Source organism: Paraflavitalea sp. CAU 1676 (genome assembly GCF_029223285.1).
Lineage (GTDB): Bacteria > Bacteroidota > Bacteroidia > Chitinophagales > Chitinophagaceae > Paraflavitalea.
In genome coordinates this window covers 364,311-385,770 of sequence record NZ_JARHUJ010000005.1, presented here as the reverse complement: position 1 = coordinate 385,770, position 21,460 = coordinate 364,311, and the positions used below count along the sequence as shown (strand labels likewise).

The 21,460-nt window shown below is 50.1% G+C and carries 16 protein-coding genes; 9 read left to right on the top strand and 7 right to left on the bottom strand.

Features of this window, described 5'->3' with window-relative positions; translation table 11 throughout:
• The first annotated feature begins 21 nt into the window (after positions 1 to 21).
• On the top strand, positions 22 to 564 hold the full coding sequence (locus P2H89_RS18065) for a thioredoxin family protein (RefSeq protein ID WP_275829392.1): 543 nt from the start codon (positions 22 to 24) through the stop codon (positions 562 to 564).
• 47 nt (positions 565 to 611) lie between these two features.
• On the opposite strand, the gene P2H89_RS18060 is transcribed toward P2H89_RS18065, so the two are convergent.
• Positions 612 to 1,478, bottom strand: a complete 867-nt coding sequence (locus tag P2H89_RS18060) for an AraC family transcriptional regulator (RefSeq protein ID WP_275829391.1) — start codon at positions 1,476 to 1,478, stop codon at positions 612 to 614.
• A 119-nt stretch (positions 1,479 to 1,597) separates the two neighbouring features.
• On the opposite strand from P2H89_RS18060, the gene P2H89_RS18055 reads away from it, so the two are divergent.
• The 3 genes from P2H89_RS18055 to P2H89_RS18045 all read left to right on the top strand — a co-directional run bounded on the left by P2H89_RS18055 (position 1,598) and on the right by P2H89_RS18045 (position 6,298).
• Positions 1,598 to 2,410, top strand: coding sequence for a class I SAM-dependent methyltransferase (locus P2H89_RS18055; protein ID WP_275829389.1), 813 nt, complete (start codon positions 1,598 to 1,600; stop codon positions 2,408 to 2,410).
• 214 nt (positions 2,411 to 2,624) lie between these two features.
• Positions 2,625 to 5,348 carry an alpha-L-rhamnosidase gene (locus P2H89_RS18050; RefSeq protein WP_275829387.1) on the top strand — a complete coding sequence of 908 codons (2,724 nt, stop codon included), beginning with the start codon at positions 2,625 to 2,627 and terminating at the stop codon, positions 5,346 to 5,348.
• A 140-nt stretch (positions 5,349 to 5,488) separates the two neighbouring features.
• Positions 5,489 to 6,298, top strand: a complete 810-nt coding sequence (locus P2H89_RS18045; RefSeq protein ID WP_275829385.1) for a hypothetical protein — start codon at positions 5,489 to 5,491, stop codon at positions 6,296 to 6,298.
• Between the two features lie 145 nt (positions 6,299 to 6,443).
• Here the strand turns inward: P2H89_RS18045 and P2H89_RS18040 are convergent, their stop codons facing one another.
• Complete coding sequence (locus P2H89_RS18040) at positions 6,444 to 7,550, bottom strand: OmpA family protein (RefSeq protein WP_275829383.1); 1,107 nt, start codon at positions 7,548 to 7,550, stop codon at positions 6,444 to 6,446.
• A 23-nt stretch (positions 7,551 to 7,573) separates the two neighbouring features.
• On the bottom strand, positions 7,574 to 8,140 hold the full coding sequence (locus tag P2H89_RS18035; RefSeq protein WP_275829382.1) for a hypothetical protein: 567 nt from the start codon (positions 8,138 to 8,140) through the stop codon (positions 7,574 to 7,576).
• 197 nt (positions 8,141 to 8,337) lie between these two features.
• Between P2H89_RS18035 and P2H89_RS18030 the strand changes: the two genes are divergently transcribed.
• Positions 8,338 to 9,633, top strand: a complete 1,296-nt coding sequence (locus P2H89_RS18030; protein ID WP_275829380.1) for a hypothetical protein — start codon at positions 8,338 to 8,340, stop codon at positions 9,631 to 9,633.
• Between the two features lie 91 nt (positions 9,634 to 9,724).
• Here P2H89_RS18030 and P2H89_RS18025 read toward each other — a convergent pair whose 3' ends face one another.
• Together P2H89_RS18025 and P2H89_RS18020 are read right to left on the bottom strand one after the other, a co-directional pair.
• The gene (locus tag P2H89_RS18025) at positions 9,725 to 11,491 is read right to left on the bottom strand and encodes a RagB/SusD family nutrient uptake outer membrane protein (RefSeq protein ID WP_275829378.1); all 1,767 of its coding nucleotides are present in this window, start codon (positions 11,489 to 11,491) and stop codon (positions 9,725 to 9,727) included.
• A gap of 19 nt (positions 11,492 to 11,510) precedes the next feature.
• Positions 11,511 to 14,780 carry a TonB-dependent receptor gene (locus P2H89_RS18020; RefSeq protein ID WP_275829376.1) on the bottom strand — a complete coding sequence of 1,090 codons (3,270 nt, stop codon included), beginning with the start codon at positions 14,778 to 14,780 and terminating at the stop codon, positions 11,511 to 11,513.
• 527 nt (positions 14,781 to 15,307) lie between these two features.
• On the opposite strand from P2H89_RS18020, the gene P2H89_RS18015 reads away from it, so the two are divergent.
• From P2H89_RS18015 to P2H89_RS18005, 3 genes are all read left to right on the top strand, one after another.
• Complete coding sequence (locus tag P2H89_RS18015; RefSeq protein WP_275829374.1) at positions 15,308 to 15,676, top strand: AraC family transcriptional regulator; 369 nt, start codon at positions 15,308 to 15,310, stop codon at positions 15,674 to 15,676.
• A 149-nt stretch (positions 15,677 to 15,825) separates the two neighbouring features.
• On the top strand, positions 15,826 to 17,808 hold the full coding sequence (locus P2H89_RS18010) for a hypothetical protein (protein WP_275829372.1): 1,983 nt from the start codon (positions 15,826 to 15,828) through the stop codon (positions 17,806 to 17,808).
• A gap of 195 nt (positions 17,809 to 18,003) precedes the next feature.
• Complete coding sequence (locus tag P2H89_RS18005) at positions 18,004 to 18,432, top strand: hypothetical protein (protein ID WP_275829370.1); 429 nt, start codon at positions 18,004 to 18,006, stop codon at positions 18,430 to 18,432.
• A 26-nt stretch (positions 18,433 to 18,458) separates the two neighbouring features.
• Here the strand turns inward: P2H89_RS18005 and P2H89_RS18000 are convergent, their stop codons facing one another.
• Complete coding sequence (locus P2H89_RS18000; protein ID WP_275829368.1) at positions 18,459 to 19,568, bottom strand: acyltransferase; 1,110 nt, start codon at positions 19,566 to 19,568, stop codon at positions 18,459 to 18,461.
• Between the two features lie 262 nt (positions 19,569 to 19,830).
• On the opposite strand from P2H89_RS18000, the gene P2H89_RS17995 reads away from it, so the two are divergent.
• Entirely contained in the window at positions 19,831 to 20,172 is a 342-nt protein-coding gene (locus P2H89_RS17995; RefSeq protein WP_275829366.1) for a HopJ type III effector protein, read from the top strand.
• Between the two features lie 101 nt (positions 20,173 to 20,273).
• Here the strand turns inward: P2H89_RS17995 and P2H89_RS17990 are convergent, their stop codons facing one another.
• Entirely contained in the window at positions 20,274 to 21,401 is a 1,128-nt protein-coding gene (locus P2H89_RS17990; protein ID WP_275829364.1) for an IPT/TIG domain-containing protein, read from the bottom strand.
• Between the last annotated feature and the right edge of the window lie 59 nt (positions 21,402 to 21,460).

The window sequence follows — 21,460 nt, the reverse complement described above, 5'->3', positions numbered from 1 at the left end:
TGTCGCATAAACACCATCGTCATGACCAAAGCCACTACCTTATTCTTAGGCCTGTTCCTCTTTGCAGCCAGCGCCTGGGCACAAACACCACCGCCTGCACAAGACGTACTGACGGAAGCTACCGCCAAAGCCGCCAAAGAGAACAAGAAAGTATTTATCATCTTCCACGCCTCCTGGTGCGGCTGGTGCCACCGCATGGACAGCATCATGAACAATGCCAACTGCAAAAAACTGTTCGATGACAACTTCGTAGTGCGCCACCTGGTAGTGATGGAAGCAAAAGGGAAAGAACACCTCGAAAACGCCGGAGGTAAAGAATTGATGGAAAAATACCACGGCAAAGGGAAAGGAATCCCCTACTGGCTCATTTTTGACGGTAGTGGAAAGCTCGTGGCAGACTGCAACATGCGTCCCGCTGGCGCCGGCCTCGATCAGCCCGGCGAGAACATTGGTTGCCCCGCTACCGAACAGGAAGTAGCCGCATTTGTGAAGGTATTGAAACAAACCACGAAGCTCAATGCCGACCAGCTCGCCGTCATTGAAAAGAATTTTATTAAGAAGTAATATAGAAGCCTGCCTCCCCGGAGGCGGGCTTTCCTATTAGCAGATCCCTAATGCTTAACCGAAGAGGGCGACATTCCAAAGCGGTGCTTAAAAGAACGGCTGAAGTGCGAAACACTTTCGAAACCACTGCCAAAGCTGGCTTCGCTGATCGAATTTCCTTTATCCACCAAGAGACGCATCGCCAGATCGAGCCGCTTTTCCAACAACCATTTTCCGGGAGTAGTATCATAGATCTTTTGAAAGTCGCGCTTAAAAGTTGCCAGGCTCCTATTACTCAATTGCGCAAACTGTTCCAGTTTCAGGTTAAAGCGATAATTATCATCCATCACCCTTTGCAGCGAAAGGTGTTGGGGCTCATTCATCAAAGAGCTGAAATAAGACACCAATTCCCCATTCTTCGGATTGTCTGCAATCATCAGTATCAACTCCTTGAATTTCAGTTCCAGCAAAGAACGATCAGGCTCCTGCGTTCCCGCAAAATAATACGAGACAGAAAGAAAAAAAGCGGCCAGCGTATCGCTGCTATCCAACACCATCACCGGCTGGTATTGCATGAACTCCTTGCTCAACGGTTTCACCCTTGACTTTAACGTATTGTAAATGAATTCATCTGGTATAAAAAACAAGACCACACAAAACCCCTGTTCCAAAAAGTTCTCGAATATCCAGGCCCCTTTTCTCACAAACACACAGGTATCCTTTCCTATATCATAGGCTTTGTCGGCCGTATGCCAGATCTTCCTGCCCTCGATCACATAAAATAAATAATTATACTGACTCCAAAGGCTTGCAAACTTCGACTTCATGAGCCTTGCCTCCAGCGGACAATTAAAAACAGTGATCAGCGAATCGCTGCAATTGAATTGGCGATAAAATCGGGGATGCTGCAGTACGCTATCGTAGAAATTTACCATACATCAAGAGTCACTTCAATATACAAAAAATAGCGAAATGAGCTTTTCAGGCATAAGAATGAGCCTTTGGGCAAAATCATGCTTTCCCAAAAACAATAGCTTTGGTTAAAACAATAAAGATGAATCCGAACAAACAATTATGGGAAAAAGGTGACTTCACCCGTATAGCCGATACGATGCGCGAAAGCGGTACCGCGCTGGTAGCCAAAATAGGGATCACTCCCCACACCAAAGTACTGGACCTCGGTTGCGGAGATGGCACCACCGCCATACCCGAAGCCCAACTGGGCGCTGATGTTACGGGTATCGATATCGCCGAAAACCTGGTGGCGGCCGGCAATGCCCGGGCAAAAGCAGCAGGCCTTTCCAATTGTAGCTTTCGGCAAGGCGATGCCACCGACCTGAATGGGACGCCTGATCATAGCTTCGACCTCACCGTCAGTATCTTTGGCGCCATGTTCGCCCCCAAGCCCTTCGATGCAGCCAGCGAAATGGTGCGGGTTACCAAACCCGGAGGGCGTATTGTGATGGGTAACTGGATCCCCGGCGATCCCACCCTGGTAGCTCAGATATTAAAGATCAGCTCCGCTTATACGCCTCCGCCGCCCGAAGGTTTTGTGAGTCCGATGTTATGGGGTATGGAACAGCATGTTACCGAGCGCTTTGGCAAAGCGGGTGTACCACCGGAAAACATCTCTTTCGAAAGGGAAACATTTACCTTCCAGGGCCCATTCCCGCCTTCGGAACTGGTGCATAGGTTCAGGACTTTTTATGGCCCCACCATGAACGCATTTGAAGCCGCGGAAAAAAATGGCAAGACGGCCGACCTGCAGCGCGAATTAGAGTCCCTGTTCGACAGTCAGAACAAAAGCGATTCCGCCAGCAGCACTTCCATTCCGGCCACCTTCCTGTTGGTAACCGTAAAATTGTAGCAATCGGTCAAACGAGGACTGGCAATCATCAACAATACAGCCACTGAGTGATCAGTGGCTTTTTTATTGATCCCCTGCACCACAGGACACGGCAGGACGGTAAACCCTCCAAGCTCCACTATATTCGGCATCAAAGGCTTGTATGGGCCGGCCTAAGACTGCAACCTGTGCGTTGGCCCCAAGCCTTATTCATCATTCAATCCGCTTGCTAACAATGAAAAGATTGCTATTGCTATCCGCAGCTATGGAGATCAGTATGTCCATGGCCGTCGCCCAGGTACAGGTACAACAACTCACCACAGAAAACCTCACCAACCCCATTGGCCTCGACAATACGCAACCACGCTTCAGCTGGCAGTTGCAATCCAACAAACGCAACGTGTTGCAAACGGCCTACGAGATCAAGGTGGGCACCGACGCGAAGATCAAAGGCAATGGCATATGGACCAGCGGAAAGGTCAGTAGCGATCAGTCGCTCCTCATTCCTTATAATGGTAGCTCCCTGACCTCCGGTAAACGCTATTACTGGCAGGTGCGCGTGTGGGACAACCAGGGCAACACTTCACCCTGGAGTACGCCGGCCTATTGGCAAACGGCCCTGCTGCAACCCACCGACTGGAAGGCCAGCTGGATCACGCAGGGCTTCGACGACAATGGGCCGCGGGTATCTCCCCTCTTTCGCAAAGAGTTCACCAGCGGTAAAAAGGTCAGTCGGGCCACTGCTTATATAACGGCGCATGGTATGTACGAAGCACAAATCAATGGCAAGCGGGTGGGCGATGCTTACCTCACCCCCGGCTGGACCAGCTATAACAAGCGACTGCAATACCAGGTGTACGACGTAACCGGCCTGGTGCAACAAGGCAACAATGCCATCGGCGTAACACTCGGCAATGGCTGGTACCGCAGCTACCTTGCCTGGTCCAATAGCAAAGATCATTATGGAACCGATGTAGCCCTGTTGCTGCAACTCGATATCACCTACACCGATGGCACCACGCAAAGCGTCGTTAGTGATGAAAGCTGGAAGTCTTCCACAGGCTCCATCCGTTATTCCGAAGTGTACCACGGTGAAACCGTCGACGCGCGCCTCGATAAGAAAGGCTGGAGCACCGCCGGCTTCAACGACCGTGACTGGATCCCGGCAAGGAAAGAGAACTACACCAAATCAACCCTGCTCGCAACCTATAACGAACCGGTAAAAAAACACGAGACCTTCAAGCCCCTCCGTGTATTCAAAACACCCCAGGGCGAACAGGTCCTCGACTATGGCCAAAACCTGGTTGGCTGGGTAGTGGTAAAAGCAAGCGGCAAAAGCGGCGACTCCATTACCCTCTCGCATGCCGAGGTGATGGAAAAGAACGGTAACTTCTACACAGAGAATCTGCGTGCCGCCAAAGCAGAGAACACCTACGTACTGAAAGGGGAAGGCGAAGAAACCTTCGAACCGCATTTCACCTGGCAGGGTTTCCGTTATGTACGGGTAAAAGGATATCCCGGAACCATCAACCCCGACAATTTCACGGCAGTTGCACTTTATTCCGATATGAAACCCACGGGCACCTTCACCTCTTCGAACCCACTGCTCAACCAACTGCAGCACAACATTGAATGGGGGCTGAAGGGGAACTTCCTCGACGTACCAACCGATTGCCCGCAACGCGATGAACGCCTGGGCTGGACCGGCGACGCACAGGTATTCTTCCGTACCGCCTCCTTCCTGCGAGGCGTTGGCAACTTCTTCGACAAATGGATGAAAGATGTAGCTGCCGATCAATTGCCAACGGGCGCCGTACCACACGTAATCCCTAACGTACTCGGCAAACAAGGCGGTAGCGCCGGCTGGAGCGATGTAGCCACCATCATACCCTGGGAAATGTACCTCGCTTATGGCGATAAAAAGATACTCGAACAACAATACCCCTCGATGAAGGCGTGGGTCGGTTACATGAGCAGTCAGAGCACCGAACAACTTTGGAACAAAGGCGGGCATTTTGGCGACTGGCTTTTTTATAGTGTCAACGACGACCGCGACGGGCACTCGGCCATCACCAACAAATACCTCATCGCCCAGTGCTTCTATGCCTATTCGACGCAATTGCTCATCAATGCAGCCACCGTCTTGGGCAACACACAAGACGTAGCCACCTATACCACCCAGCTCAACAACATCAAAGAAGCTTTCCGCAAGGAATACACCACGCCCAACGGCGCTACCACCAGCAATACACAAACCTCCTATGTACTGGCCCTGCAGTTCGATATGCTGCCCGAAGCGCAACGCCAGCAGGCCGCCGACAGGTTGGTTAAGAACATCAAGCAATATGGCAATCACCTTACCACGGGCTTCCTGGGCACACCCTATCTCTGCCACGTGCTGAGCCGCTTCGGATATACCGATATTGCCTACAGTTTATTGCTGCAGGAAACCTACCCCTCCTGGTTATACCCGGTAAAAATGGGCGCCACCACCATCTGGGAGCGTTGGGATGGCATGAAGCCAGACAGCACCTTCCAAACGCCTTCCATGAACTCCTTTAATCACTACGCCTATGGCGCCATCGGCGATTGGATGTACCGCGTTATGGTTGGCATCGACACAGATGATGATGGAGTGGGCTACAAGAAGATCACCATCAAACCACATATCGGGCAAAAGATCACCAACGCAGGTGCTGCTTATGATACCCGTTACGGCAAACTATCGTCGGCCTGGAAGGTCGAAAACGGCAAGCTGCTGCTTGATGTAGAGATACCGGCCAACACCACTGCCACGATCTATATACCAGCCAACAACGCCGGCGATATACTGGAAAGCGATCGCCCGCTCGTCAGCGGCAATGAACTGCAGGTAGCAGGCACGGAACCCGGTTACGTGAAACTGAAAGCAGGTTCCGGTATCTATCGGTTCTCCACCAAATGGGATAGTAAAAAATAACCAGGAAGCATTAACCATTTCAATAAATCGTATCCCATTGCCCCCTGCCGAAAGCAGGGGGCATTTACGTATTACTACTGGGTTTATTAAATGCGCAGTGCTGCTGAAAAAACAATGCGGCCGCACCTGTTCTTTTGTACATGAAAAAGAACATCTGTCAACTGCTGGCTGGTTGTCTGTTTGCCTCCAGCATGGCCGCACAAACACCACAGGCCGTCGACCTGCCCCTGCTTAACAAGGATATTCCGGTAATACCGCCAACGATAGAAGCCCTGCACCGGGCCTTTACCCGGCAAACAACCTATGGAGATAAATTCATCGATGCGGAATTATTGAACCCCGTGTATGAAGAAGTGAAACAACTGGTCGCCGCCCTGCACGCCCCCGCTATCAAAGCCACCATGAACGCCCACCCTCGCACCGACATGCCCGACACGGTCTATTTCGAAGACCTCCGTTGGAAGCTGGCCTTACGCCCGCCGGTTAACAAGAACACCATCGCCAATGCCTCCACCAGCGACACGAGCCTGAAAAGAAAGCTGTACCAGCTCATCGAATTGCAACAAGCCTTCGACTGGCAATCCTACTACAAAGAATACGACAGGCTGGAAAAAACATACCAGGACAAAGAAAATGTCCTGCCCGGAGAGAACAACCTTGAAAAGGTCCGGAAGAAACTAACGCTGCAACAACAGTTATTCGAACAGCAACGGAAGCTATGGGTAACGAAGCTGGAACAATACACGGTAGCCTTCAACAAGCTGCAAACATTACTGGAACATGCAGGCTATCAAAGAGGAAACGGATCAACCAATGCAGTTCAAAAACTACTGACCGATGTACAAGCGAGGGCACTGGAGTCGATAGAAAAGCTGGTATGGAAAGAAATGCTGCTCGTTCAAAAAGCAGAACTGCTGTACGCGGATCTCCAGGTACTAAGCTCTTATTAGTCTCTTCCATAATCGTCTCCGCCTAACATAAAAAGAGGCTGCATCAAAATAGGATGCAGCCTCTTCTAACTAAGACACCCGATGGATTGAGTCAGTCGTTTAAACGTTTTGAAGTCCCTTGTTCAATCCTGATCCATCCTTCACATTACAATCGCACAAATTCCACGCGCCTGTTCTTCGCCTTGCCTGCCGCAGTGTTATTATCAGCAATAGGCGCCGATTCTCCTTTACCCTCCGTTTGCAAGCGCCCCTCTTCGATGCCATAATCCTTGACGAGGCTATTCTGCACCGCCACCGAACGCCTTCTCGACAGATCGAGGTTCTTTTGCACATCACCATCGCTATCGGTATGGCCGATGATCTTCACCTTCAGCGTAGGATTCTCTTTCAGCACTGCTGCCAGCTCTTTCAAAACCCCGGCGCTTTCGGGCTTGATGCGGTCGGCATCCACATCGAACAGGATGCCATTGGTGACCAGGCGTCCTTCAGTCAGCAATTTGCTGCGCATATCGGGCGTACCTTCCGCCAGCTTGAGGTTCGACACAAAAATACCCAGCTGATCTTCCGTATACAATGACGACTCCACGCTGAACCCGGTTCTGTTGATGCCCACTTTTGAAGGAACGCCCAACGGAATATCGAAGATCTTCTCTCCATTGATCCAATACCGCACCCGCTGTTGCTGCACCCATACCGACAAATGCAATACGCCCCCGTTATCAGTAACTGCCTTGATCTCTTTAGGCGCATTCGAAAAGTGAGTACTTCCCTTAACATAACTCTTCAATGATACTGACAAGGGCTTTCCTTCGCCCGCCGGCATCAATACAAGCGCTACTTCGTTCAGCGCATCCTGGTTCACCACATAGGAGTTGACATTGGCGTCACCCGCCAGCAGCTCCAGTAATTTGATCTCCACTTCCGGATATACATACCCCCCTTCACCCGAAAACTTCAGCATCAGATCAGCCTCCATGGTAAAACTAGCCGGCAATTTCTTAAAGGCGGGCGAAGCAAAGCGGCTGCCGGGAAATAACCGGAACCATTTACCGGGCATACGTTCCACCGTTACCGTCTCACCGCGGTTATTACTCACCCATTTCAGCGGCAGCTCGCCCACTGCATCTCCCGCAAAATCTTCGAGGTATAAAATATTATCCCCGGGAATAAAATCGTACCGGCTGTAGGCGCCCAGCTGGCAGCAAGCCATCAACGGCAAACCCACCAGCACCAAAAGGATCAACTTCTTCATTGCTATGTTGTTTTTAAATATTACTACCAATTGCGTTGTACTTTATAAGATCCTTTGATCTTCACAACGCCGATGTGACTACCTGTGGCGGTTTCCACAACGCCCGCCTGTTCAACAGCAAACTCACCAGCCACATACTTCTTTCCACCCTGTTCAAATTCCTGCACCGAAACGGTTCCTTTGCTATCACGCACGGCAGAACCATCTTCATAGACCGACACATACATTTTCTGCAGGTCCGGCTCGGCATATTCGAACGTCACCTGTTTCGATTCTGTTTCCTCCATCGCCCAGGGATAAACCCCGTCGGCCTTGCGGCCAGGCTTCCGCGGCAACAGGAAAACGATCTGCGGAATATCTTGCGATAGGCGAAGACTGCCGATAGAGAACTGTCCCGTTTCATCCATGGCCGTAGCCATGCCCTTATAGGTTTTGGAGGGCCGACCATCGATACTGATGTGAATACCCTCAGGCCCCGCCGCAGCCCCGCCAAACTCCTCGTCCTTATCAGGTTTGCTGCACGACAGCCATACCATGATCATTGCCAGCAACCAAACCGGCACCGAATACACCGCTATTATCTTTTTCATCCTATAGGTTTTAAAGTGGAGCAAAACTATCAAGCTGTCAGGCGACATTTATTAGTAGTAGTACGTAGTTCTCAAAATACGTAGACAGTAAAGGTCCTTGCTCTACGTGTTACTACTGAATTTGAAGTACGCGTAGTGGCACGGAAAAAGACCACGCGATTACGCAGGAATTTTGCCGCACAAGAAATCTCAACGATATGATACGTATACATGTGATGCTCCTTAGTCTGATCTTCTGTGCACTTACCGCCTGTAGCAAAAAGACAGACAATACACAACCCACCCCGTCGGGCACAGGCGTTAACAGGCCACAGGGCCAGTCGCTGGGCGATGTAACAGAAAAAACAATTGGCGTGGAAGGTGGTAAGATACAATCCGAAGACGGCCAGGTAGAGGTCATCATACCCGCCGGAGCACTCACCAAAGAAACAACCATCGGGATAGAACCTGTATCGCGCACCCTAGTAGACCGTAGCGAGAATGAGCAACTGCCCGCTTACCGACTTAGGCCACACAACCAGCAGTTCCAAAAGCCGGTAACGATACGCTTCCATTATCCGATCGCCTCGCTGGCCAATATTGCCTACCAGGACGACAAAGGCAAATGGCGCGGCATGCCCAACCTGCAAAAGGATGAAAGCGCCAAAACGGTATCGGTGCAGTCAACCCATTTCAGCGATTGGACCACTTATGAAAGTATATACCTCGAACCAAAAGAACCCATCATGGTAGAGGTGGGAAAAACGCTGCACCTGAAAGTGATGACCGTTACCCCTATGGGATTGACCGAAGAAGACCAGGCCAACAAAGAATACTACCTCGATGAGCCAAGCCCAATACCGGCACCCGTCGATTGGCGGATCGTGAACGGCCCCGGCAATGGAACCATTTTTAATGTACCAACGAGGGCAACAGGGATCTTTACGGCGCCCGCTACCCTGCCGCTTAAAAACCCGGTGGAAGTAGAAGCAACAGTGACCCTCAAAACGAAGGGTAATGTGTTGCTGTTTGCCAACATCACCATTACCGAACCGGTGAAACCAGGCATCGACCTGAAGGTCAACGGTGGGCCCTGGATCCATTTTTCCGACGAATCATTCATGTCGGGCCAATCCTATTTTGCCAGCGATGGTGATTTCCCCTACGACCGCCATTCACTCTATATCCGGATTGAAGGAGGTAAGGCAAAAGGAACCGGCACCTGGGCATGGAACGACCTTCCTGATACGGAGAACCCCACCACTTTCGAATACATCGCCAAGCAACCCGCGCCCCGCACTACCTATGAACACCGTTTCATGAATAACCCTTTCGACATCTGGCATATGAGCCCCGGATTCATTCGCATTACAGCTTACGCCAAAGATGCGATGGGCGACACCTGGGCTACCGGAGAATTCCTCATAGAAAAATCTACCCCGTATATTGAAGACAGCGATGGTTTTCCGCCGCCTTCCCGCCTGGAAGGAAGATTCAAATTGAGAGTGGATTAGAAAGAACAATGGCCCGCAGGTGCGGGCCATTGTTCTTAAAGTAAAAACCAAAACAAGGTTCGGTCTTCTTATTCTACACAGATAACAGTAACTACTTCCAGTTCGGGTTTTGCTTCAAAGCAGGGTTCAACTGAATTTCACCCGAAGGCACCGGATACAGGTAGTCTTTTGTTTCATCAAACTTCTTGGAGATATTCTTATTGATCAGCACATTGCCACCATTCACGCCGTTCTCCAGTTCGATCTCCGTACCCAGCTTCAGGTAATGCAAACCAGGCTCGGTCGGCTTGGTACCGTTATAGATCCAGATGTCGGCCTTGCCATCTGCATCGAGATCAAACTTACCGATGCCATTAAAGTACATGCCCTTGAAAGGTTGCGTGATCAGGTGACCTTCCTTCCAACGCATCAGGTCATTCCAACGAAAGTTTTCCATTACAAACTCTACCCTTCTTTCGCGGCGGATCTCGAGAATAACGCCTTTATTGCTACCACTCACATTTTTGTATTGCGCCGCGAGATAAGCGTCGGGGCTGGCATTGGCCGCTGCCATATCCAGGTTGGGCATCCCAACACGATCGCGCGTTAAACGGATCGTTTTATCAATATCACTCTGTTGCAAAGTACCCAGCTCGGCTTTTGCCTCGGCCAGGTTCAGCAATACTTCCGCAAAACGGAAGATCATGAGCGGATTGTACGATTTCGTAAAACTATCGTCTGCCTCACCCGTCACATACTTGGTAACATGATAACCGGTAACCGTAGCACCAAAATCCGGGAAACGTTTTACGGTACTATTGATGCGGGTATAGCCAGGCGTGCGGATGGTTTGCGCCAACCTTGGATCGCGGCTCACTGTTTCCTTGGCAAAAGGCAGCGTGTCATAACGGTCGATATCCGTAAAGCGGCTTCCATCCGCCATCAGGTAACTGTTCACCAGTTTCTTCTCCAGACCCGGCTTGCCGTAAGACGGCGTGATGGTGTAGTAGTTCACATTATGAAAGAGTTGCAGACTGCTGCTGTACTGGCGCGCCAGCAACACTTCATTGGGGTTCACCGCATAGGAAGCAAACAGGTCACGATACGGCTGCGCCGATCCTTTGAAAATAGAATAACCGCCGTTGGTGATCAGGTCTTCCGAAGCCTTCACACATTCATTGAGGAACTTGTCGGCATCAGGCAAACTGAACTCCGTATGGTACCTTCTGAACGTGCCTTCAAAAAGGCAGATACGCGACTTCAAGGCGAGGGCAGTCCATTTCGTCACCTCGGCCACCTTCCGGGAAGTCTCGGCATTGGCAATGGCAAAATCAATATCTGCCAGCACAGAATCCATGATCAGCGTACGGGGGTCACGCGGCTTCTGCAAGCTCACCGTATCATTCGGTTCGATCACCTTGCCATACCAGGGCACATCACCAAAGCGTGCCACCATATTGAAGTAAAAGTAGGCCCGGAAGAATTTGGCCACCGCCAGGTACTTTTTGGTAATGGACGCATCCAAACCGCCACGCTGATGATTTTGAATAAAGTAGTTCACGTTGCGCAACTCCCCCCAGCTCCAGCCGCCGCCACTAACGGGGATCGTACGGTTGCCGGTGAGCTCAACGGGCAAAGAGTTTTTGATCACATTGTCGATGCCTTCGTTGTACAAACTAAACCCTCTGTCGTCATTGTCGGCATTGGGCAACATACGATCGTAAAAGGAGCGCACATACAAGCTCAGCTCCGTTTCGGAACGGAAGGCAGTTGTTGGAGATATTTGAGAAAGCGGTTGCCGGTCGAGGAAGTCTTTTTTACAGCCGGTCATCACCAGCAACAGCACGGGCAACGTTATATAAATGAATTGTCTTTTCATGATTGACGATTTAAAAGGATCAGAAAGAAAGGTCCAAACCAAAAGCATACGATTTCATGAACGGATATACACGTCCGTTGGTCTCGGCACCAGCTTGCTCAGGATCGATGTAGTCCGTATCCAGCTTTGTGAGGGTGAACAGGTTTTCACCAGTCACATACACGCGGCAATTGCTGAAACCAAGTTTTCTCAGCAATCCGGCTGGCAGTGAGTAGCCCACACTCAGGTTCTTGAGCCGGATGTAGGCAAGGTCCTGCATGTATTTATCCGTTGGCTGGCGCATGGTGCCACCGTCGTTCAACGCCTCATAACTCCTCAACAGCGGAAAATAAGCATTGGTATTGGTCTTGCTCCAGATCTTATCGGTAAATCCGTTTGGTGTAAAGGAATAATAAGCCCTTGAATAAGGTCCCCAGAATTTATCGGCATTGTTGCCGGGATACCAGTTCTGTTTACCGATACCCTGAAGGAAGAACGATACGTCGAAATTATTCCAGGAAGCGTTACCGGTAATACCAAAAGAATAACGGGGCAGCGAGTTACCGATCACCCGCATATCACCGGGATTGGTAAGGGTATTTGCACCATTGTTGATGATCGAGTCGCCATTGAGGTCCTTGAACTTCAGATCGCCCGCACGAAGACGATTCCATTCGCCCGCCGAACTCCTGATCTGGCGATACACCAGGCTCTGGCTTACTTTATCTGCATTGAGTTTCGAAGCCTCTTCGTCCGTCGCGAAATAACCATCCGTGATATAGCCCCAAATCTCACCCAATTGTTTGCCCACGTAGTGATCGCTGAGACGAAGCGTTGGGTTATTGAAACTGGTGATCTCGGCCGTGTAGTCGGACAAAACACCGCCAATGCTCCAGCTCAGGTCTTTACCACCTACTTTATTGCTTTGCTGCCAGGTAAGGGAAAGTTCAAAACCTTTGGTCAACAGGTCACCGGTATTCTGTGCAGGCGAAGAAGCACCAAAAACAGCCGATAAAGTGGGCCCGGGCGTCAGCATATCGACCGTCTTACGGCGATAGATATCAAACGATCCTACCAGGCGGTTACGCAGCAAACCGATATCCAGACCGAGGTTCACGGAATTGGTCTTTTCCCAGGTAATATCGGCACTCAGTGGCGTAGGCGCGTTCAACACCTGTGCGCGGGCGCCATCGATGAGCCAGCTGCTTTGACCACTTCCCATTACTTCTGTGGAGGGATAGAAATTGCTCGTTAGCTGATTGCCCAGGGTACCGTAAGAGCCTCTCAACTTCAGGTCCGATACAACATCCTTCAAAGGTTCGAAGAACTCTTCGTTGCTGATACGCCAGCCTGCCGATACAGATGGGAAGAATCCGAAACGCTTACCCTTGGGGAAGCGGGAAGTACCATCGTAACGGCCATTCAGCTCCAGCAGGTATTTGCCATCGAAGTCGTAGTTCAACCGGCCAAAGAAACCCAACAAGGCCCACTCGTTCGAATTGCCGGTAGCGAGGTTGGTACCCGTACCCAGGTCCAGTTCGTTCAAGTCTTCCGACAAAAGGTCCGATCGCTCACCGCGCAGGGTCTTGTACGTACGGAACTCCTGGTTGTATCCCGCCATTACTTTAAATCCATGCTTGCTGATCTTCTTTTCATAAGTACCAAAAGCGTTGACCACATGGTATTGATCGAGGCGCAGTATCTCATAGAAACGGTCGTTACCCACATAACTGGTCACACCGGGGTAAATAGACCATGGCGCTTTCGTTCTCCGCGAGATCTCATGTGTATTGACACCGGGCGTTACCGGGTTCAATTCATAGGTATAGTTAGCATTGAGCTCGAGTCCTTTGGCTACTTTGAAGGTAGCACCTACGGTATTGGTAGCATTGTAATTGCGGTTCTCCCCTTTCGATTTGCCATACAACAGGTCGGCATAGATGCCATCACCGATCGTATAGTTGTTCAGTTCTGTACGATAGGTAGCCGTACCATCGGGATTAACGGGCACATAAGACGGCAACGCATGCACGGTAATGGACACGAAATTGCTGTTGTATCCCCAACCCGGGTAACTGTATTTATCAATACTCAATTGCGTGTTGGTGTATAAGGTCATCCAGGGCGTTACCCGGGCGTTGATCTTTGCCCGGAAGTTATACGCATTGTACTGGTCCTGGTTCACCTGCATCATGCCCTTCTGCTGTTGAAAGCGGCCCGAGAGGTAGTAATCCACTTTTTCGCTGCTGCCCGATACGCTCAGCGTGTGCTGCATCGAAGGTGAATAATCGCGGAACATCGTGCTCCACCAATCAGTGTTGCCGTAATAGATGTACATATCCTTGCCGTTGCGGTTGTCTACAACAACCGAAGGCAATGACTTATCAGTTTGACGTTTCTTCAACTCTTCATAATCCTTATCCGTATAGCGGGTATAGGTGTTGCCTGTACTGCGCAGGAAAGCAGAGTCCATCATCTTCGCCACATCATACCCATCGGTCATGAAATCAGTACGCACGGTGGGTGTTTGCCAGCTGAAGTTATTGCTGTAGTTCACGATGATTTTACCCTTCTTCGCCGTTTTGGTGGTAACCAGTATCACACCGAAGGCGGCCCGGGCGCCATAGATGGCTGCCGCCGAGGCATCTTTCAGCACAGAGATGTTTTCAATATCGCGCGGGTTGATCATATTGATATTACCCGGCACACCATCTACTAATACCAGCGGAGCGCCAGTGCCGCCTGTAACGGTGGCAAAACCCCGCACATTAAATGTGCCTCCTGATCCTGGATGGCCGTCACCAAACGTAATGTTCAAACCTGGTACCTTACCCTGCAAAGCTTGTGAAGCATTGGCAACCGGCCGGTCGCGGATCGCCTTCGCATCTACCTGCCCTACAGCGCCGGTAAGGTTGGCTTTCTTTTGCGTGCCATAGCCCACGACCACCACATCGGTCAACTGCGAACTGGTGCTGAGGAGCTGCACCGACAGGATGATCGGCTTACCCTCATAGCGATAGCCCTTCAACTCCTGCTTTTCAAAACCAAGGTGCGACACGACGAACGTGTAAGTACCGCCCGTAGCCAGGTCGGTAAAGGAAAAAGCCCCCTCCCCATCGGTTTGGGAAGTAGCGCTGAATGAAGCGCTTTTGTTTTCAACAGTAACGGTAGCGCCTGCAACAGGTTCGTTCTTTTCGTCACGAACGATACCCCGGGCAGCAGCAGCTTGCTGAGCCTGCCCGTAATGGCTGAACAGTAAACTGCCCAACAGACATAAGCATGTTAGCAATCGGTTTAAATTTCTAGTCATGGAAGGATGATTAAATTGATGGATTGAGTTCTATCTGGAAAATGTAAATACGATGTACTGCTTATTTTTTCGCGCGCAATGATACGATGCTATCCTCTGCGAAAAGGCGGGGTAATAATTTGATAACAGTAGGTACGACACTTAATTTACAGAAAGAAAATACAGCGTGAACAAACAAACGATTGCACAAAATGGAGCACAGAATGTTCGTGCATGTTTGGCAAAAAAACGATCCCGAAACACCAATGAAGCCAGCAGGAAAACGCATTCTGTCCAAAAACTTCCACAATACACCTCGCCGTTACGAACCAAGGCAATGCACCTACGGGTTAGCCCTTATATGGATAGGATTTAACATAAAACTTCCGGATTTCTTTATATATTTAATCAGCGACTACTCCTCCATCGATCAAGATCAACTTCGAACACTTTTTTACGGCATCCGAACACTGGCTCCACATTCCCGATGTGCAGACATCCTGTGCACCGGCAGAGCATCCTATTCAATCGTTTAAACCTTATCCGCAATGGAACACTTACCATTCCTATCCAAAACGGACCGTGAGCTGGTCCGTAAAGCCGCAGGCATTATTGCCAAAGACCTGAGCAGGCATTACAGTATCCCCGACCTCGCAGAAATGGTCTGGGTCAACAGGTCGAAACTGCAGAAGATATTCACGGCAGCATACGGTAAAGGCCCGTATGAGTACCTCGCCAACCTGAGGATCGAAAAAGCACAAACTTTATTGCTGGAAGGCATGAATCTGAAACAGATCAGCATTCAGATCGGTTTCACCGGTGAATTGTCGGAAGCCAACTTCATCCGCTTTTTCAAACGGAAGACCGGCCAAACGCCTGGTTCGTGGAAAGAAAATCAAATGAAAATGACGGGGTAAGCGCTAACGCTATCGGGTATCTATTATTAATCAATCTTTTAAAGATATTTTCTTCGGCCGTTAGATTTTCGGTCGAAACATTTAATCCTGCCCTTTAGGTCCGCATTCCAAAATCTGGCTACCTTCGTAAGACGCCAATACATAAACGTATGTCCAGTTCACTACGATTCATTGCCGTATTGATCATCGGGTTCGTGCCGCAATTTGCTGTTGCGCAAACGACCGTATCACCAACAATTCTCTACCTGCAGGAATACAGAAAAGCACCAGCCAGGATCATCGATTTTAATTACAATAAACTGCTTGTAATTGACAATGGCCCGCAATCGAATCCACGACTATATGACGTATTGAACCAAAGTATTACAGCTATCCCCTATCAGGGACGCGTCATGAGTGGTTATGTAACACCACAGGGTGCTGTATTTTGCACAAGGCCATCAGGCGCTTCGGCAATCGATAGCATTTATGATTTCAACAACGGTACTTTAATAAGCGTGGCACAGAGCGATACCAGTACCCTGAAAGCGGCCGGCAGCTTTTGCATCTGGGCAAAGACTTCCGCTTCAGCGGGCATCTCACTGGTGGACAGCCTTTTCCTGCGTGATCTGTCAACACAGACCAACACACTCGTTACCCATTACGCGCTTGATCACACGGCTGGCCTGGGGACAAGCAATGAAATAGCAGCCAATGGTTTGGTCGCCTACATCGACTCCACCCAAAACCTGGTAAAATACCTGAACAACAGCCACACTGTCTTAACCACCTATCCGGGCACCATTTCGATAGGAGCAGCAAACCCACTCTCCGATGGGCATAATATAGTATACACTGTCAAAGACGAATCGACAACCTATGCCGTCACCACCGGCCCACAGGGTGACGCAGGGCTAACCATGCCTACGAGGGATTGGCATGCCTCTCCACAAACCGGATACCAGGTCAACAACAAGTTTGTTGCATTCATTCGCACCGGTTATTTCTCACCGGAAGTACCATTTTTCACCAATCAATTGTGGCTAAGAGATACACTCGGCGTGCAGGCGCAGGTACCGACCGGCACGGCCACCAGCTTCTCCCTGGATCATTTGAATCCACACGGAGACATCATGCTCCAATCGCGCTACGGCAATACATTTAGGATCATCAGGTTGCTGCTACCCCGGTTAGGCAGCACGATTTATCAAATAGATACTGCAGCAGGCAAAACGTATTACCGCGACACAACCTGGTACATCGCAATCGATAGTACACTTTATACACTGAAAAGCACACTGGAAGAACCGCCTCCTGTACCACAATGGCAGGCGCTGAAAGCAACCTATTGCCAGACAGCAGGAGCACAGAAAGTGAAGATCATGAACTTGCCTGCAGACACCAGCAAGACCCACGTCAGGGTCCAATTGAGCGGCATAGCATTACCGGTAAACCTGGCCGACAGCACCGTCACTTTCAGTCCTGCGGCACTATCCACCGGCACACAAACATTTGACGTGACCTACACCAACGGCCATGCCTCGTCTTCCGGCAATGCCACCTTCATCGTGATTACAGCCGTTACCCCGCTGGTAAAATTATCGACAGATGTTACAAACGTACCAGTCTTGCCAACCCCGGTCATTCTTACTGCAACCAATATGGCAGGAGGTGGCACCACTCCCCAATATACATTCGCAAAAGACCGTGCATTTACCAGTATCCTGCAGGCGCAAAGTACCAGCAATCAACTAACACTTTCATCCGGCAACCTCGCTATTGGCTCCAACAAGATCTACGCAAGGATGACCACCAGCGATACCTGTTATACAGTAGCGTCTGCGGTCGACAGCGTCGTCATAACGCGGTCACTGTTCTCAGGCATAGTCGATCCTGATGGAAGCAAACAAACGATACGGGTACTCCCTAACCCTTTCTATAGGTGGATCATGGTAACTGGTCTGGACCGCTCGAAGTCCTATTTGATCACCCTCACTCGCTCAAACGGCCAACAGGTGTTTCAGCGACCCGTTATCAATTCCTTTTTCGCTGAATTCCATCTATCAGAAACACAAAAAGGTCTTTACATCCTGACCATCTACGACAAAACGAACGACCGGATACTGGGCAACATGCGCTTATTGAGGATGTAAAAGCCCAAGGCACCTCGTTTATCAGTATAATCCTGCTGCTTTAACGGTGAAACGGGCGGTCCGGACCACTACGTGATCAATTGTTGGTAAGTTGTACTTCAAACAACAAGCCATGAAAGATCATGAATGGGCCATGCCGGGAGCTGTTGTCATCCCCAAAGCAACCAATGCATTGAAGCAGGGAGGTATTAAGTTATGATTGGGATATTAGAACGCATATGGGAAAACCTGTTGGCGAGAACTGAAGGACCTTTCAACCTGCGCTTCTTTCTTCAGCCAACGGTATCGATCATCTTTGCCATACGGGCCGCCTTGAAAGATGCAAAGGCAGGTAATGTTCCTTACCTATGGCGTTACTTCAAAGCGCCCAAGCCCGAAAGGAAAAGAATCGTTCGTGAAGTATGGACGGATGTCGGGAGGATCTTTATCATTGGCACCATACTCGATATCGTATACCAGCTCGTCATCTTATTCAGGGATAAAACGGAGGATGCTTTTTACCCGTTCGAATCATTGCTGGTAGCTTTCCTGCTGGCCATCATTCCCTACCTGCTGCTACGTGGCCCCGTGAACAGGTTGGTACGGCGGTTCCTCAAAAAGAAAGAGGACACGCATTCCGGCTGACTCAGGAGGGCCAGGCTGGCATTCCGCTAGGCACTTACCTTAACAGGACTTGGCTTTTGCACAAATCGCTGTTGCAAATACTTTCGTACGGGCACATCCACATACCTGTATACCACGTAAGCCAGTGCGATGAGCAGTGGGGTACCTACTACCGTGATCACCAGCATTTGCGGGAGCGAGGGCTTCACCTTTTCCACGTAGCTCAAAAACACCCAGATGAACGGGTAGTGAACCATATACAGCGTATAAGAGATATTACCCGAAAAACGGCAGAAGCCTGCGGCGCTTTTAGAGAGCGTGGCGCCGGCGCCCAGGGCTACCAACAAGGGCAGGTACAGGACGATCACCACCGGATCAATGATCTTATTGTACTCCTCAACAAAAGGTATAAGGAAAGTAAGTGACAGGAGAATCCCCACTGCGGCAAAACCAAGTCTCGACTTGATGATCCAGTTGCAACGGTATACGAGCATGCCGGCCAGGAAGGAAAAAGCAACCCGCACCCCGCCGCCATGAATATTGTCGCCACTCCAGCCTACACCCAGGTTGCCATATACCTGTGCCTCCCAAAACAAGGCAATAGCAGCTAATCCGGCAAGCACCCACAACCATTTCTTAGAGAGTCGCACCAGCACGAAGGCATAAACGATATTGGCGATGTATTCCCAGAACAAAGACCAGGTGGGTGGGTTGAGGTGAAAGTTGTTGAAATACCGTTCACGTACCAGGGGAAAAGGCACCATGAAACAGGAAGCAATGAATAGCAGGAAAAGATTGCCGGCATATTTCGTCCATATCTGGCTAAAAGGGTCCAGCACAAACAATACCAGCCCCAATAGGGAGGTAATCACCACCAAAGGATGAAGACGAATGAGACGCAGTTTGAAAAATGATAATACACCCATCTTCGATAACCGGTCGTCGTAAGCATAAGCGATGACGAAGCCAGAGAGGCAGAAGAAGAAATCCACAGCCAGGTAGGCGTGGGCAATAAAGTTGTTTTTGGGGTCGGGAATAGCGATCTCCATGAAGTGGAAGATAACCACGGCGATGGCCGCTACGCCGCGCAGGCCGTCCAGGATCTCAAAATGCTGCCGGGTGGTTGGCAGGCTCGTCGAAGCAGGGTGTTGGATCATGCCGCAAACATAAGGCAAACAGCATTTCCACCCAACCCGGGGTAAAAAGATTGAATCAAATTGGAGAAAGATTGAAACGGGTCAGGCGGCCAGGGGTGCCCTTCCCAACATCGCCGCATTGGAATACCACCAAAACGCTTCCGGAATGCCTGTAAAAAGTTCTACCGTTACCTGCTTGACTGACATTTCACCTCGCAGGCTTATACCGCGGTAACTCATCTCTTTTCCTGTTGTCAAACGTCCTAATTCTATATTTTTGGGCATGCAAGAACAATTCACCACACTACTGGCAAAATTAAAAGCCAATACTGCCTCCTTCAAAGAGGTGATTGAATTTATCGAAACTTATTACCAGCATCAGCCCACCGCCTTCAACAATGGCGAAGCGCGTAACGAAGCCACGCAAAACCAGGGCAGCGCCAAGGTCTTCTCTTTTGCAAAATTGAACAACCTGAGTAAGGAAGACACCTTGTACCTGTTTGCAGAACATTACCAATCGGTATTGAATACGCCCGGCGCCACCGACCACCAGAACATCCGCCAGTTCATGCAGCACGGCTGGCCCGGCGTCGTGTTTGAAGGACAGGCCCTCACGGCTAAATAAAGAAATCGGCAACCACCGCAAAACATACAAGAAAGGCTATGGTTCCCTATCCCATAGCCTTCTTTCTTTTACGACGATGCAGCTTCAGAGTCTTCCTTCGCTCAGGGAAGTATGTTTACCTGCCCAATCGCCATCACCTCATCACAACTGGTGATGCCATAGACCATATATGTTCTGGCGCCATTACCGTAAGCTTCCAATATGCTGAGGGGAATATATACTTTGAGACTGGTGGAATTGACATCATGCGCCGGCGGTGAGGTATGCACATCGGCCAGCCCCGCAGTTGACCACCGGATATTCTTGAAGTGAAAGAATTTACCCGTCACCTCTCCATAAGGATTGCCGCCGCCCGACTTCGAGAAATTGCCGCCAACGGTACCAACTACCTGCGTATTGGGTTGGTTGATCACATAAAACTCTTTTTTGGGGCCCGCGATATCTGTACCCTCGATCTTCAGCTGAAAGGTCATTTTACGAGCCGGCCGGGTAGGTATATGTACACCGCCAGGGGATGGCACGGTGCAATTGTTCAGGTCGCAGTAGTCTTTTGGCGGCAGGTAAAAGATCAGTCCGCCGCAGATCGCATTCAACAAGCGCTTGGCACTCGTTACTTTGGCGCCATTGATGTACACCCGCAAGGATTCAAAATACTGATCATTGCCATAGATCCCGGGAATTCCGCAGGACATCACCACCGAATCGCCGGGTTGTACGGCATATTGATATTGCTGTTGCCCGAATGTATAACAGATATTGTTGATCGACGGAATGCCCACGAACCGGCTGTTGCTATCGGCTGTCACCATCTTGTCATTGATCTTCACCCGGAACTTGCCGTAATCGAAACCGCGGTAAACGGTATCCCCTCCCCCCGTCACCAACTTATAGGGCACTTTCACTACCAGTTGGGTGGCCGTAGCGCTCACCACATCAACCGACATGACCGTATCTGAGACAGTTACCCCATAACCTCTGATGCTGACAATATTATCAGCGGCATTTGCACTAAAACCCGTACCCGTAATGGTTACTTCCTTCCCCCAGAAAGCATAGGCTGGTGTAGCCCCGGAGATCTTTAAAGTGCCCGTATTGCCGCCGCCACCGGGATTACCACCACCCGGATTACCTCCTCCCCCATTGCCCGAAGGTGGATTATCGTCTTTATTGCAGGAGGCGGTGATGAGGAAGCAGGCCATACCGGCCGCTATCAGGTGCTTGAAGTTCATGGCGAATAGTATTTACAGTTATTGATCGGTGATACCAGAAAGGTTACCGTACAAAATTC

Excerpts from the sequence above, each read along its gene's own strand:
- P2H89_RS18060 (WP_275829391.1), bottom strand. The coding sequence starts at position 1,478 with ATGGTAAATTTCTACGATAGCGTACTGCAGCATCCCCGATTTTATCGC.
- P2H89_RS17990 (WP_275829364.1), bottom strand. The coding sequence starts at position 21,401 with ATGAACTTCAAGCACCTGATAGCGGCCGGTATGGCCTGCTTCCTCATC.
- P2H89_RS17995 (WP_275829366.1), top strand. The coding sequence starts at position 19,831 with ATGCAAGAACAATTCACCACACTACTGGCAAAATTAAAAGCCAATACT.
- P2H89_RS18010 (WP_275829372.1), top strand. The coding sequence starts at position 15,826 with ATGTCCAGTTCACTACGATTCATTGCCGTATTGATCATCGGGTTCGTG.
- P2H89_RS18040 (WP_275829383.1), bottom strand. The coding sequence starts at position 7,550 with ATGAAGAAGTTGATCCTTTTGGTGCTGGTGGGTTTGCCGTTGATGGCT.
- P2H89_RS18045 (WP_275829385.1), top strand. The coding sequence starts at position 5,489 with ATGAAAAAGAACATCTGTCAACTGCTGGCTGGTTGTCTGTTTGCCTCC.
- P2H89_RS18020 (WP_275829376.1), bottom strand. The coding sequence starts at position 14,780 with ATGACTAGAAATTTAAACCGATTGCTAACATGCTTATGTCTGTTGGGC.
- P2H89_RS18035 (WP_275829382.1), bottom strand. The coding sequence starts at position 8,140 with ATGAAAAAGATAATAGCGGTGTATTCGGTGCCGGTTTGGTTGCTGGCA.
- P2H89_RS18015 (WP_275829374.1), top strand. The coding sequence starts at position 15,308 with ATGGAACACTTACCATTCCTATCCAAAACGGACCGTGAGCTGGTCCGT.
- P2H89_RS18025 (WP_275829378.1), bottom strand. The coding sequence starts at position 11,491 with ATGAAAAGACAATTCATTTATATAACGTTGCCCGTGCTGTTGCTGGTG.
- P2H89_RS18050 (WP_275829387.1), top strand. The coding sequence starts at position 2,625 with ATGAAAAGATTGCTATTGCTATCCGCAGCTATGGAGATCAGTATGTCC.
- P2H89_RS18055 (WP_275829389.1), top strand. The coding sequence starts at position 1,598 with ATGAATCCGAACAAACAATTATGGGAAAAAGGTGACTTCACCCGTATA.
- P2H89_RS18065 (WP_275829392.1), top strand. The coding sequence starts at position 22 with ATGACCAAAGCCACTACCTTATTCTTAGGCCTGTTCCTCTTTGCAGCC.
- P2H89_RS18000 (WP_275829368.1), bottom strand. The coding sequence starts at position 19,568 with ATGATCCAACACCCTGCTTCGACGAGCCTGCCAACCACCCGGCAGCAT.
- P2H89_RS18005 (WP_275829370.1), top strand. The coding sequence starts at position 18,004 with ATGATTGGGATATTAGAACGCATATGGGAAAACCTGTTGGCGAGAACT.
- P2H89_RS18030 (WP_275829380.1), top strand. The coding sequence starts at position 8,338 with ATGATACGTATACATGTGATGCTCCTTAGTCTGATCTTCTGTGCACTT.